The 14086-nt window shown below is 63.1% G+C and carries 9 protein-coding genes and 1 riboswitch; of the genes, 2 read left to right on the forward strand and 7 right to left on the reverse strand.

Features of this window, described 5'->3' with window-relative positions:
• Nucleotides 1–10 precede the first annotated feature (10 nt).
• A complete protein-coding gene (locus tag PQ457_RS20355; protein WP_273620416.1) occupies nt 11–2257 on the reverse strand; it encodes a TonB-dependent receptor in 2247 nt (748 codons plus the stop codon).
• Between the two features lie 88 nt (nt 2258–2345).
• Nucleotides 2346–2455: riboswitch (TPP riboswitch) on the reverse strand.
• 100 nt (nt 2456–2555) lie between these two features.
• Here PQ457_RS20355 and PQ457_RS20360 point away from each other — a divergent pair.
• The gene (locus PQ457_RS20360; RefSeq protein ID WP_273619627.1) at nt 2556–3479 is read left to right on the forward strand and encodes a Rossmann-like and DUF2520 domain-containing protein; all 924 of its coding nucleotides are present in this window, start codon (nt 2556–2558) and stop codon (nt 3477–3479) included.
• Between the two features lie 3 nt (nt 3480–3482).
• Here the strand turns inward: PQ457_RS20360 and PQ457_RS20365 are convergent, their stop codons facing one another.
• Entirely contained in the window at nt 3483–4559 is a 1077-nt protein-coding gene (locus PQ457_RS20365; RefSeq protein ID WP_273619628.1) for an aromatic ring-hydroxylating oxygenase subunit alpha, read from the reverse strand.
• 122 nt (nt 4560–4681) lie between these two features.
• On the opposite strand from PQ457_RS20365, the gene PQ457_RS20370 reads away from it, so the two are divergent.
• A complete protein-coding gene (locus PQ457_RS20370) occupies nt 4682–5326 on the forward strand; it encodes a TetR/AcrR family transcriptional regulator (protein ID WP_273619629.1) in 645 nt (214 codons plus the stop codon).
• Here PQ457_RS20370 and PQ457_RS20375 read toward each other — a convergent pair.
• From PQ457_RS20375 to PQ457_RS20395, 5 genes are all read right to left on the reverse strand, one after another.
• On the reverse strand, nt 5323–6261 hold the full coding sequence (locus PQ457_RS20375) for a magnesium transporter CorA family protein (protein WP_273619630.1): 939 nt from the start codon (nt 6259–6261) through the stop codon (nt 5323–5325). The two genes, PQ457_RS20370 and PQ457_RS20375, sit on opposite strands and share 4 nt — an antisense overlap.
• A gap of 123 nt (nt 6262–6384) precedes the next feature.
• Nucleotides 6385–8115 carry a glycoside hydrolase family 13 protein gene (locus PQ457_RS20380; RefSeq protein ID WP_273619631.1) on the reverse strand — a complete coding sequence of 577 codons (1731 nt, stop codon included), beginning with the start codon at nt 8113–8115 and terminating at the stop codon, nt 6385–6387.
• Nucleotides 8112–9614 carry a tryptophan halogenase family protein gene (locus PQ457_RS20385; RefSeq protein WP_273619632.1) on the reverse strand — a complete coding sequence of 501 codons (1503 nt, stop codon included), beginning with the start codon at nt 9612–9614 and terminating at the stop codon, nt 8112–8114. Before PQ457_RS20385 ends, PQ457_RS20380 begins: the two co-directional genes overlap by 4 nt.
• Nucleotides 9611–11149 carry a tryptophan halogenase family protein gene (locus PQ457_RS20390; protein WP_273619633.1) on the reverse strand — a complete coding sequence of 513 codons (1539 nt, stop codon included), beginning with the start codon at nt 11147–11149 and terminating at the stop codon, nt 9611–9613. The genes PQ457_RS20385 and PQ457_RS20390 overlap by 4 nt, the downstream gene beginning before the upstream one ends.
• A gap of 72 nt (nt 11150–11221) precedes the next feature.
• On the reverse strand, nt 11222–14050 hold the full coding sequence (locus PQ457_RS20395; RefSeq protein ID WP_273619634.1) for a TonB-dependent receptor: 2829 nt from the start codon (nt 14048–14050) through the stop codon (nt 11222–11224).
• Between the last annotated feature and the right edge of the window lie 36 nt (nt 14051–14086).

Raw genomic sequence — 14086 nt, forward strand, 5'->3', positions numbered from 1 at the left:
GCTCACGCGATCAGAACGCGCGGGCCAGCGTCACCACGAAAGCGCGCCCGCTGCCGATGTAATAGGTGGGGGCCGCGCCGGAGATCACCGTGCCGCCTCGCCCGATCGTGTCTTGTGCGTTCAACGCCACACTCTGCACGCCCGACAGAACGCGCGGATTGGTGATGTTGATCGCATTGACCCGCAGATCGGTGCGCTTGCCATCGATCCATTCGGCCAGATGCACACCCACCGACAGGTCAAGCGTAGCATAGGCCCGAATGCTCTCGTCATTCATGAAGGTGGAATATTGGCGGCCCACATATTTCAGCGCGGTGCTGCCGAACAAACGCCCATCGTCATAGGTGCTGCCCACGCCGAACTGAAAGCTGGGGCTGGACACCGCCTGCTTGCCCCGTGTCGGCAGCCAGTCATTGCCCACGGCCATGTCATTGTCGATCCGCGTGTGCAGATATTCGCCCGACACATAGAGGCTCACCCCCTTGGCCGGGCGCCAATCAATCTCGCCATCCACGCCATAAGAGGTCTGACTGCCCGCGTTGATCGTAGAATAGACCAGCGCGCCACCGCTGTCGATCACGGTGGACAATTGACGGTTGCGGAAATGGTAATGGAAACCCGTCAGCGAGAAAGACAGGTTCGGCCCGATATAGCGATAGCCCAGCTCCTGCGACACGGAATATTCGTTCTTCAGAGCGGTGGTGCCCTGCGTGCTGATCTCGCCGTAATCATAGGTGTTGTAGAGCGTATATTCATTGGGCGCGCGGAAATTGGTGGTGATATTGGCAAACACCTGCTGCCGGTCATCAATCCGGTAATGCAGCGCGGCGCGGGGCAGCGCGGCGAAACTGTCAAAATGCACCCCCGATTGCGGGCCGGGCAGGAAATTACGCCCGCTGTGCAGCACATCGACGCCCTTAAAGCCCAGATCGGCGGTCAGTCGGTCGGTGATCGCGATGCTGTCGGCAAGGAAGAAGGCCTTTGAAACCGTCAGCGTCCGCGCATTCTCATAGGCCAGCAGGCGGCCGTCGGCGGTGCGGATGGCGCGGTCCTGATAGCCCCATTCGTCAGCCACCTGCCCATCGGCGCCCACCGATGTATAGGACTGGATCACGCGGTCATTGCCGTAATCGAACCACACCCCGGCGGTCAGGCGATGCGCGCCAGCCTGAAACACCAGCTTGGTCACATTGCCGCCGCGAAACTGGTTGCCGGTCCAATTGCCCAGCACTGTCGCCACGCCGTTGGCATCTGCGCCCGGCAGCGTGATCGGCTGGGTCAGCGCCTCGGTGCCCAGATAATTGCCGGTTGTGGCCAATTGCGTGCCATAGGGCGAATTGCCATAGCCCCATTGCAGATAGGTGGTCGTGTCGAGGCTCAGGCGGTCATTGAGGCGCAGATGCACCGGGGCCGAGAGATAGATGTTGCGGAACGGAGCGCGATAGAAACGCCAGTAACTGGTGTCGCCGTTCGTATAGGTCTTGTCGAAATTATAGCCGCGCCCATAGGTCTGCCAATCGGCCAGCGAGGGGCCGGGATAGGCCGAAGTCTTGGCCGAGTTGAACGAGACGGCAAGGCTGGCGCGATTGCCTTCGCCCCATTCTTTCAGCAGCTTGGCGTCAATATGGTTGCGCAGATCATAGCCCGCCCCGCGCCAGTTGTCGGCCCGGTTGTTCGAATAGGAGAGGAACGCCCGCACCCCGCTGTTGCCGATCAGGCCCGTGTCAAAACGGACAAAGGCGCGCCGCTCATTGTAAGACCCCAGCGAGAAATCGACCAGCGCCCCGCGCTTTTTCGCCGGGTCATCGAGGCTGAGCGAGAGCAGCCCCCCCGCCGTGCCCAGCACCGGCGAATCCAGATCGACCGAACCCTGCGCCAATGCCACCTGACGCACATTCTCGGCATCGGCAAATTGCGAGGGATAGGCATAGTAATAGCCGATGTCATTCTGCGGCGCGCCTTCCATCAGCACGCCGATCTCATCCTGCCCCAGACCGCGCATGGTCAGGCTGGAGCTGGTCGAAAGGCCATAGGGATCGCTGGAGGACACATTCGCGCCGGGCAGCAGGTTGACCAGTTGAAAGGCATTGAGCGTGGGCGCCTGCTTGATGATGAAATCGGCGGAAATGGCGCTGATCGCCTTGGGCGCGCTCTGATCGGGCAAGAGGCCTTCGGGATCGGGATGGCCGATGACGCGGATGGTGTCTGCGGCATTGTCGGCTTCGGCGGCATGGGCCTGCGCCGCAAAACCGGCCATGGCCAGCGCCAGCGCGCTGCAACCCATCAAACGCATACGGATCATATCGGCCATCATCTGTCTCTCGCACTCCATGGGGAGAGACAACGGACCGGCCGCCAACCCTCCCTACGCCGGTATCAACCGGATCAGGTTCAGCGGGTCGTGGTCTGCTGACCACCTCTCAGCCGCGCATCAGCGGCCCCCCGGGGATGGCGCCCTCTAGGCGTTCTTGACGCCGGTGAAAAGACCTGTTGCGCAGGAAAAGCCGCAAGCCGGGCCACTGGCGGGTTGGGCGGGCAGGCCATATAGGTCGGGCATGACAAAGACACTCCGCTTTCATCGCATCGGCATTGTGGGCACAGGCCGCGTGGCGCGCGCGCTGGCTCTGGGGCTGACGGAATGGTCCGACCTGCCGCCGCTGGTCTGGGGCCGCTCGCGCGAGGGGGCCGGGCAGATGGGCGGCGAGGCGGCGCAGAGCATGGCGCAATTGGCGCGGGCCTGCGATGTGATCGCGCTGGCCGTATCGGATGATGCGCTGGACGGCGTGGCGGCCGAACTGGCCGCCGTATCGCCCGATGGCGGCACGGGTTTCGTCTTTCATGTCAGCGGGCGCAGCGGTCTGGCCCCGCTTGAAGCGCTGGCCTTGCGGGGCGGGCGGACGGCGGCGATCCATCCGGCGATGACCTTTACCGGCGACGCCCCCGCCGAATTGCGCCGCATGGCGGGCGCCCGCTTCGCCGTGACCGCCGCAGAGCCCGAAACCGCCGCCATCGCCCACCGGCTGGTGGCCGCGCTGGGCGGCGTGGCGGTCGATGTTGCCGAGACCCAGCGCCCCCTCTATCACGCCGCCCTGTGCCATGCGGCCAATCATCTGGTCACGCTGATGGCCGGATCGCTGGGCGCGCTGGAGCGCGCGGGCGTGGCCGATGGCGCGGCGCTGCTGGGCCCGCTCGTGCGGGCGGCGCTGGAAAACAGCCTGACAATGGGTTTCGGCGCGCTCTCCGGCCCTTTGCTGCGCGGGGACAGTGCGACGATAGGCGGCCATCTGTCGGCGCTGGAGCGCGAATGTCCCGAATTGCTGGGCGCCTATCGCGCGATGGGATCGGCCACGCTGGACCAGTTGGAACAGCGCGGCAGGGAGGTGGCTCCGGCCCTGCGCGCGATGTTGGGCAAGGACGGGGCGGACCGGACCACCGCCCTTGGCATGTCCGCGCCGCAAGACCAGACGCGGCTGCGCTGACCTTTATCGGGCCGCTGCTGCCGAATGCATCGCCTGTTCCGCACGGATCTGCGCCTCCAGACGGCGACGGACCTTGAGCGCGCCATTGTCCACCCTTGCGCTGATTTCTGCGGGCAAGGTCGCGCCGGATTGAAACACCTGCTCGATGGCCGCGATCGCGGCGCTGTCCTCGGGCTGAATGCGGGTGCCCATGCCCAGATTGATCTGGCCCAGCGCCGGATTGTCGAGCCCGAAATCGCGCGCGGTGATGACGAAATAGCGCAGGCTGGTCGGCCCGGCAGGCGTAATCATGTGGAGAAAATTGCAGGTCCCCAGCCGCCGCCCGCTGGCCGCATCATGCACCGCGCCGCCGGTGCGGATCATGGCAGGCCCCAGATATTCGGCATCAAAATGCTGATGCACCGGCCCGTCCTGATCGGGAAACTGCATTTTCAGCAGGGGGTTGAGCGGCAGGTTCTCGCCTTTGCGCCGGACCGTCAGACTATGATCCGTCTCGATGACCGCCACCGGGATCTGCGCGACCTTTTCGCCGCCGGGGATGGTCGCGGCATGGATGAAGGTGACGTGGCTGAGGTCCAGCAGGTTCTCGATCAGCAAAGTGTAGCGCGCGGCCACTTCACAGACCGGATGCTGTTCCGATGCCCAATCCGGCCGCCCCAGCCCCACCGCGCCCAAATCGGGAAGCAGCGCCGGATCGGCCAGATCGGCCTGCCCGGTCCAGATCCACACCAGATCGCCCTGTTCAGCCACAGGATAGCGCCGCAACGAGGATTTCTGCGGCACGCCGCTCTGGCTGGGCACCAGCACGCAGCCGCCATCGGCGCCAAAGGTGAAACCATGATAGCCGCATTGCACATGGTCGCCCACCAGCCGCCCCATTTCCAGCGGAAAGGCGCGATGCGGGCAAATGCCTGACAGGGCCACCGCCTCTCCCGCCTCGGTGCGATAGAGCAGCACCCGTTCGCCCAGAATATCGCGGGCCAGGAGGTCGCGCCCCACCTCGGCGGCATAGGCCGCGACCCACCATTGGTTGCGCGGATAGGGTTGATCGACGGTCAGCGGATAGGTTGGCGAGGTCATGGCATTCTCCCGTATGGCACCCTTTGGGGCTTGGGCTTTGTTTGTCATATGACAAAGATATTTGTCAATCGACAAACTCACGCTCTCTTGCGCGCCGCAGACCGCCAAGGCATGAGGGCGCAATGCCCCGCGCCAAAGCCGCCAACGCCCGCTATGCCAAAACCCGCTATGACGGAGCGGAAAACCGCCGCCTCGTGCTGGAGGCGGCGCTGACCGTCTTTTCCGATCTGGGCTTTGCCGGAGCCAGCACGCGCGCCATTGCTTCGCGCGCCGGGATCGAACAGGGTCATCTGGCCTATTATTTCCCGTCCAAACTGGCGCTGTGGCAACAGGTGATCGAGGCTTTTGCCCGCGAGGGAGAGCTTTATCTGGCCGAGCACCTCACGCCCGACATGCTCCGCGATCCCCGACAGGCGGCGCGGCAGGTGCTGCCCGGCTATCTGCGCAGCTATGCTGAAAATCCGCGCCTAACGCGCCTGATGCTTCAGGAATTCTCCGTCCTTTCCGAGCGCCACGCATGGGTGGTCGAAACCATCGGCAAGCCGGTGTGGGAGAGGCTGCGCCCGCTGTTTCAGGCCTTGGCCAATGTGGGGGCGCTGGGCGATGCCACGCCAGAAATCGCCTATTTCAGCATGATCGGCTCAGCGCTCATCACCTTTGGCAATCCTGATCTGATCGCCGCGATGACCGGCGCCGATCCGCGCGCGCCGGTCTGGATCGAGCGGGCCATCGACCATATGATCGCGCAAATCCTGATCCCGGCCTAAAGCCATTTGCGCCATTTGAACCACAGATAGGGGATCAGCGTCGTCACCAGACACAGGCCCAAAGCCATGGGATAACCCCATGCCCATGACAATTCGGGCATGTTGTGAAAATTCATCCCATAGATCCCGACCACCAGCACCGGCGGAATGCCCACCGCCGAGGCCACCGTCAACACCTTGACCACATCGTTCTGCTCTATACTGATCAGGCTGTTGGCCGCGTCCTGAAGGAACTGGGTTCGGGCCGAAAGGCTCATCTCGAATTCGTCGAGCGAGCCTATGTCATGGATCACCGACTGGAGCCGGACGGAAAGGCCCTCATCAAGATGATCCTTGCACCGATCAGCCACAAAGGAAGCCATACGCCCGATGCTCAGAAACATGTAGCGCACCCGCGAAGCCCGGTCATAGGCGCGCCCCAGCTTGATGATCGAATGGCGCAGGATCGCGGTTTCCCGGCTGACCCCGCGCGCATCAAGATCGGTGTAGAAGATCGTGCGCGAAACCGAGGCGATCATTTCGGAGACATGCTCAAGCTGATCGGCGGCGCGGTCCACCAGTTCTTCCAGCACTCGCACCAGCACGCCCGCCGGGGTCGGTTCGGCCCGCGATTTCAAGGCTTCGGCCACGATGTCAAAGGCCTTGATATGCGCGAAATGGGTGGTCACCAGCACATCGCGGGTCAGGATAAAACCGGCCGGCGCCATCACCCAGCGCTCGCCTTCCGATGCCGTCATCAGAGGCGCGCTCATGTTCAGCACGCCATCGTGAATGCGCAGCCGGCTCGAATTCTCGATCTCCTGCAAGGCTTCCAATGTCGGCACGCGAATGCCGTAAAGTTCCTCAATCTCCCGGCATTCGGCCTCGTCGGGTTCGCAAAGATCGATCCATACCCCGCCGATCCCCTCAACCGCTTCGCTCATGATGGTCTTCATCGGGGTCTTCTTCCTGCCACGGCTATGCGGAAACAACGTCCTAAGTGCCGTATGGCTCCCCGCGCCGCAACCATCATGTCAGGCCCCAAGCGCGGCCCCGCCCCCATTTTCTCAAGGAGAGCCTCAGCCCCCCTTGAACCCGACCAGCCGCACGCCAAACGGTTCGAGCACCGGGCGCTGCCAATCCATCACCGCGCCCGGCTCGCTGCTCATCAACATACCGCCCGAAACCGGCACGCGGTCCGGCCACCCGCTGATCGACAGCGTCTGGGGCTGGCCACTCATGTTCAGCAGGACCAGCACGCCATTGCCCGCCGCATCGCGCCGCGCATAGGCCAGCACCTGGGCATTGCCCGATTCCAGCGGGATATAGGCCCCGCTGCGCATGGCAGCATTCGTCTTGCGCAATTGCAGCAGCCGCGCATACCAATGATAGAGCGATCCCTTATCGGCGCGCTGGTCCTCGACATTGACGCTCGCGGCCGAGCGCCCCACCGGGAGCCACGGCTCGCCGGTGGTGAAGCCTGCACCCTTGCCCGCGCGCCACTGCATGGGCGAGCGTTCGGGATCGCGGTTGTCGGCCACCTTGCGCTTGGGGCCAAGGGGGATGCCGCGCAGTTCATCGGGCGCCAGATCCGGCATACCGATCTCCTCGCCGTAATACATCAGCGCCGTGCCGCGCAGGGTCAGCGTCATGGCCGATGTGATCCGGGCGATCCGGTCATTATGCCGCCCATCGCCAAAGCGGCCCCATTGCCGCGGGGTGTCATGGTTGCTGAAATGGAAAACCGGGGGCAGGCCGTCCAGCTTCAGTTCGGCCTCGTCAATGCGGGCCTTGAAGGCCGATGCGTTGAGCCCGGCCACATCCTTGTAGAGAAAATCCATGGGCAGATTGATCTCGTCGCCCTTGGCGCCATAGACCTTGCGCAGGTCGGCAATCGAGGAAATCGCGTTCTCGCCCAGCAGCACCCGCTCGCCGGGAAAGCTGTCCACGACCTTGCGCAAGCCCCGCAGCGCCGCGCGCGTGGCGGGCAGATTGCTGTTATACGGCTTGAGGCCGACCGGCGCCCCTGATTTCACATCGGGGTCCTGCGGCCAGTTGGTGTCCTCGAACAGATAGGGCGTGGCATCGAGGCGAAAACCGCTGGCGCCATGGTTCAGCCAGAAACGGGCCACATCATGCATCGCCTTTTGCAGCCCCGGATTGGCCCAATTGAGATCCGGCTGCTCTTTCAAAAAGATGTGATAGTAATATTGGCCGGTCGGCTTGTCATATTCCCATGTCGATCCGCCAAAGATCGATTGCCAATTGGTGGGCGGCCCACCATCGGGCGCCGGATCGTGCCAGACATACCAGTCGCGCTTGGGATTGCTGCGCGATGAGCGCGATTCCCTGAACCATGGGTGCTGGTCCGAGGAATGGTTGAGCACCAGATCGACCAGCACCCGGATGCCGCGCTTGCGCGCCTCGCGGGTCAACCGGTCCCAGTCGGCCATCGTGCCATATTCGGGCGCGACGGCGGTGTAATCGGACACATCATAGCCGAAATCGGCATTGGGCGAGGGATAGAAAGGCGTCAGCCAGATGGCATCGACGCCCAGATCCCTGAGATAGTCGAGGCGCCGGGTCACGCCGTTGAGATCGCCGATCCCGTCGCCATTGGTGTCCTGAAAGCTGCGGGGATAGATTTCATAGATGACGGCATGGGTCCACCAAGGCTGGGGTTTTGCGACCGCCTTTGCCGGTGGGGCCAACGGAGCCGGTTGGGCGGCCTGCGCCGGAGAGGCGCCCAACGCCAGCACCATGCCCAGCGCCGCGGTGAGTGCAAATTTGCCGATTTTCGGGGTTATCATGCTGCCACCTTCTTCATTTGGGCAAGGGCATCGCCATGCGACGGGAAATTGAGACTGCATCCATCCAGAAACCGCGCCAGATCGCGGGACCGGTAAAAATCGACATCCTCGCGCTGCATCTCGGCCAGCGGCGGGAACGCGCCGTAGCCGGCCAGCAGGCAATGCCATGAAGCGCTGGTGAAATGGCTCAGTTCAGGCTGTTGTTCGAGCAGGGCGACCAGATCGCCCCGACGAAACCATGTGTCGAGAATATGGAGCAGCGGATCGGACAGATGGCCATTGTCGCGATTGGCCCGCCAATAGTCGCTGTCATCGCGCGTGTTCAGCTTGTAATGGGCAACGATATAGTCACGCACCCGTTCGACACGGTCAGTGATGACGGCGTTGAAGGCATCGCGATATTGCGGCGTGAAACGGCCCCGCTCCAGATGATCCATGAACAGATCCACGGTGTTGAGCACCAGATGCAGCGCGGTGGCCTCCAGCGGCTCGACAAAACCCTGCGCCAGCCCGACGGCAAGGCAGTTGCGCTCCCAGTGGCGGACAAGCTGGCCGGTCTGAAAGGTGAGATGGCGCGCCTCGACCGGGCTTTCGCGCAGGCCGAGGGCGGCGCGCAGTTCCTGCTCGGCGGCATCGGCGGACAGAAAATCCCGGCTGTAGACATAGCCGTTGCCGTTGCGGCTGGTCAGCGGGATCGACCATGCCCAGCCATGGGAAAGCGCCGTGGCGGTGGTTTCCACCGGGATGGACGCGGCCGAAGGGGTGGGCAGCATCACGGCGGCATCGTTGAAAAGATTGTCGCGGAAACCGGCAAAAGGCACGTCGAGCGCGCCGCGCATCAGCAAGGCGGCAAATCCGGTGCAATCGACAAACCAGTCGGCCTCGATCGGTCCGGCGCGGTCGGTCATCACCGCCGCGATTGCGCCTTCATCGTCGCGCAGGATGTCCTGCACGCGGCCCTGACGATGCGAAACGCCGCGCGCGAGGGCCTGATCGCGCAGAAATTGCCCCAACAGAGTGGCGTCGAAATGATAGCCATATTCCATGCGGAACGGGAAATGATCGGGCGCCAGCGGTGCCTTGCCCTGCGCCGCCAGCACCCCGCCCAACAGGAAATCGCCCGGCGCAGTCGGCACGTCCAGCCCCAGCCGCCGGTTGCGGCAATTAAGCGTGAAGGCCTCCTCGGTATGCAGATCAATCTGGGTCAGGAAAGGGTGGCTGTATTGCGCCACGCCCGAGGCCGGGCTCCAGCCCCGAAAGCGGATGCCGGCCTTGTAGGTGGCGCAGCAGGCGGGCATCCATTCGGCCTCGGCGATGCCCAGAATCTCGAAAAACCGCTTGAGCGTGGGGGTCGATCCCTCGCCCACGCCGATGGTGGCGATCTCGGGGGCCTCGACCAGTGTGATCCGCGCCTTGCCTGCGCCCCAGCGATGGGCCAGCAGATTGGCGGTCATCCAGCCTGCCGTGCCCCCGCCGATGATCGCGATGCGCAAGCTCATGCCGGTTGGCCCAGAAGGCGTTGCAGATAGTCGTCATGGCTGGGCAATTGGTCGAGCGGGCGGGCTTTCAATTGCGCCAACTGGGCCAATTGCCCGCGCAATTGCGCCTCCGAAGGACCATCGGCCAGCGGGTGATAATCGGCGGGTACAATGCCCTGCCCCATCATCACCTGAACCCAGGACGGCTCCATGAAAATGTCATGCTGGTCCTGGACCAGCGTGCCGTTGGCGGCGAACAGGGCGATCTTGCGGGCCAGCCTTTCGGGCACCTCCATCTGCCGCAAATCGCGCCAGAAGGCGGAATCCCGGCGCTGATTGGCGTGATAATGCAGAATGATGAAATCGCGGATCAATTCCATCTCGATCTGCGATTGTCGGTTGTATTCGCCCGTCAGTTGCGGGGTGATCCCATCATGGGGAAACAGGTGCAGCAGGCGCGTGATCGCCGACTGGATCAGATAGATGCTGGTGGATTCGAGCGGTTCGAGAAAGCCGCTCGAAAGGCCGATGGCCACGACATTGCGGTTCCATTGGCGGCGCGCGCGGCCCGTGCGAAAATGGATGATGCGAGGTTCATCCAGCGCGGGCGTTTCGAGGTGGCCCAGCAACACCTGTGCGGCCTCATCATCGCTGCAAAAGCGGCTGGAATAGACCAGCCCGTTGCCGTTGCGATGCTGCAGCGGGATCTGCCATTGCCACCCGGCGCCATGGGCGATCGAGCGGGTGAAGGGCGCGGTTTGCACATGACGCTGAGACGGCACGGCCATCGCGCGGTCACAGGGCAGCCAATGGCTCCAATCCTCATAGCCGGTGCCCAATTGCTGCTGGATCAGCACGCCCCTCCCGCCCGAGCAGTCGATGAACAGATCGCCCGCCACCTGTCGCCCGTCGGCCAGCACCAGCGCCATGATGTCGCCCACCCCGGCGGCGCGCTGAACATCGCGGACCGTGCCTTCGGTGCGCACCACGCCAAGCTTTTCGGAATAGCGGCGCAGGAATTGACCATAGAGGCCGGAATCGAAGTGATAGGCATAGGGCATGTCCCAGATGGGATCATTGCCGGTGGTGGGCGCGAATTTGCCACCTCGCGCGCACAGGTAATTGAGGTCGAAATCCCAATAGCTGCCCTCGATCCCCAATTGGCGGGCGCGGGTCCAGAAATGGTGAAACGAGCAGAAGGGCAGGTTGCGCCCCGCCGTGCCGAAAGTGTGGTAATAGCTCTCGCCGATTGCGCCCCAGTTTTCAAAGCGGATGGCCAGCTTGATCGTGGCCTTGGTTTCGCGCAGGAATTCGGCCTCATCGATGCCCAGCACGGCATTGACCTGCTGGATCGGCGGGATGGTCGCCTCGCCCACGCCGATAATGCCGATATCCTCGGATTCGACCAGTTCGATGGCAATGGCGCGTTCCGGCCTTGCCCCGCCCAGCACCTTGGCCAGCAGGGCGGCCGTCATCCAGCCGGCCGTGCCGCCTCCCAGAATGACCACCTTGCGGATCGGTCGGGTCACGTTGGCATCCTCTTGTGTTGTGGTCATCGGCGTCCTCCCCGCCCGTTGGGGCGAGCGGGGAGAACTATCACGAACAAAGCCCGTCCAGAACGGCCCTGCTCAGAAGAAGGAGTAGGTCATGTTGAGCAGGAAGCTGCGCCCGAAGGTTTCCACCCGCGTGACCAGCCCGCTGGCCGTGTCGGTATAGGTATCCTTCTGGTCGGTCAGATTCTGCGCCTGAACCGAAACTCGCAGCCCCTTGAGATAGGCAATGTTGGTCCGCTTGAAATCGAACCCGATCTGGGCATCGACCAGCGTCTGCCCCGCGCGGTTGACCGGCGAGATCGTGTTTGATCCCCCACGGTCCTCCGACAGCCATTTCGACCGGTTGTTGAGCGAGGCGCGGGCCGAGAAGCCGCCCTTTTCAAAGAAGCCGGTAAGCTGGAACACCCGCTTGGACAGGCCCGGCACATCGGTGCCGTCCTTCAGCCCGCCATCGGTGAAGGCCGCGCCGCCCACAATGCCAAACCCGTCAAGCGCATGGATAAACCGGCCAAAGGGCAGGCTGGCCTGGATTTCGATGCCCTTGACCTCGCCCTTCAAGCCGCCCGTATAGGTGGTGTTGAGCCCCTTGAACGTGGCGGGCGTATAGATGGTCGAGCCATCGCTGCTGACCGCCTGATGATAGCCGGGGATATAGAACTGGGTGAAATCGCGCACCGTAGTGGCGGCCACGTTCCAGTTGACCAGATCCTTGTAGAAGGCCGAGATCGAGATGAACCCGTCGCGGGCAAAGTAATATTCATAGGAGGCGTCGAACTGGTTGGCCTCATAGGGGCGCAACTGCGCATTGCCCGATGTCGAAACCCATGGCCCAAGGCCCGGATCGGTGTTGGTCACATTGGCCACATTGTTGCGGAATTTGACCGAGGAACCGGGGTTGAGATAGTCGATGCGCGGGCGGCTGATGACCTTTGAGGCAGCAAAGCGGAGCGTATGGCCGCTGCCAAGGTCAAAGTTCAGGTTCAGGCTGGGCAGGACGCGGGCGTAATTGGCCCCATCATTGATCGGCGTGGCGATATCGAGCTGGTTCGAGCCGATCACCGAATTGAAGCCTGAAGCGCGCTGGCTGGTGATCACCCCCTGCAGACCGACATTGCCGAACATGCGGACGCCGCCAAATTCCTTCTCAAAATCGGCCTTGATGAAGGGCTGCCACACTTTTTCCCGCACCGTATAAGTGTCGCCCATACGGTCGGGTTCAAGGCTGGCGGCATCATAGCGGGTGTAGAAATTGCTGTTGATCAGCCCCAGCGCATCATAGGCCACCACATTGCCAAGCCCCGCCCAGTTCACATCGGCCACACCGCGCCGCGCCGAAGCGGGAATGGCGCCATCCAGCGGATAGGTGCTGGCGGTCAGGAAGTAGCCCTGATTGACCTTCGACTTTTTGTGATCGGAATAGCGCACGCCCAGATTGACATGCTTGATGAAGGAATCCTCATAATCCTTCTGGACCGCAAAGCGCAGGGAATCGAGGGTTTCATCAAAGAGGGCGGTGTTCAAAAACCCGTCCTGCGCCTGGGCAAAGCCGATCGGTTGCCCGCCTGCGCCGATCACCGCAGTCTGGTTCAGCGCGGCGATCGGCGAAAGGCTGCCGCCCCACGACTGCGGCCCGGCCAGACGCACGGTGTTGTAATTGTCATAGGTCTGCGAATTGTTCGAGAAGGTCAGACCGTTGTCACCATAGGTGTAGGTGCGGATATTGTTCGGCCCCTGCGTGGTCAGACCTGCGCGGCCGAGGCCGGAATAGCTCTCGGCCCGCGTGTCGCTCTTGGTGCTTTGCGCATGGGCCAGATCCAGCGTCAGATGGAGATCGGAGCTGGGGTCAAATTTGAAATTGCCGCCAAAGGTCTTGAGCTTGCCCTTCTTGTCGAGCGGATCGGTGCGCAGGACCGAATTGAAGCCGGTCGTGCGCGCCGAGGTGATCGCCGTGGCGTTGGACGAGATGACCGTGCTGCCATCCGAGGCGATGGGCAGGGCTTCGATGAAGCCGCGCGAGATGCCCTGATCGGCAAAGTTGATGTAGAGGGCGTCGAGGGTGGCGGTGAATTTCTCGCTGGGCTTGAATTCCAGCACGCCCGCCAGCGTGTCGCGCTTGAGCACGCGCGAGCGCGACGAGATGTCGATCCCGGCCGGTGCATATTTGCCCGCATTGGCGCCCGATGAAATCGCGCCCTTGTCATAGCCCCACACGCTGAAGAACTGGTCCTGCGTGGGCGAAGAAGTGGTGGCCGCCGTCAGCGCGACGCCGATCGTGTCATTGGCGAATTTGTCGCTGAAGGAAAGGGCCACGCGATAGCCCTGATCCTTGAAATCGGGGTTCTTGGACTTCTGACCATTCTGTTCAAATGTGCCGTTCACCACCAGCGTGCGCTTGTGTTCCAGCGGATGGATCGTGCGCATGTCCACCGTGCCGCCCACGCCCATCGCGGTCAGGTCGGCATTGGGGGTCTTGTACACCACGGCGGTGTCGATGATTTCGGACGGATAGAGATCATATTCCACGCCGCGATTGTCGCCGATGCCGATCAGCTCGCGGCCGTTCATCGTGGTGCCGACGAAATCCTCGCGGAAACCGCGCACCGAAATGCCGCTGACGCGCCCGGCGCGGCGCTCACCGGCCAGACCCGCCAGACGACCCAGCGAATCCGCCACGCTCGACTGCGGCAATTTGCCGATATCCTCGGACGAAAGCGCCTCGATGACGCCCGCGCTCTTCTGTTTGACGGCCTGCGCGCGCTCAAGGCTGGCGCGCATGCCGGTCACGACGATATCGGCGGGGGCGGCCGGGGTCGCCACCGGCTGGGCCGTTTGCGCAAGCGCGCCGCCATGGCTCATCAGGGCGATGAGCGCGGTGGAGCAGACAAGACTCTTCTGTACCTTCATGAGATTGGTTCCCTCTCCCTGGACGTGTCTGGCAGA

The sequence above is a fragment of the Novosphingobium humi genome (genome assembly GCF_028607105.1).
In the GTDB taxonomy this organism is placed as follows: domain Bacteria; phylum Pseudomonadota; class Alphaproteobacteria; order Sphingomonadales; family Sphingomonadaceae; genus Novosphingobium; species Novosphingobium humi.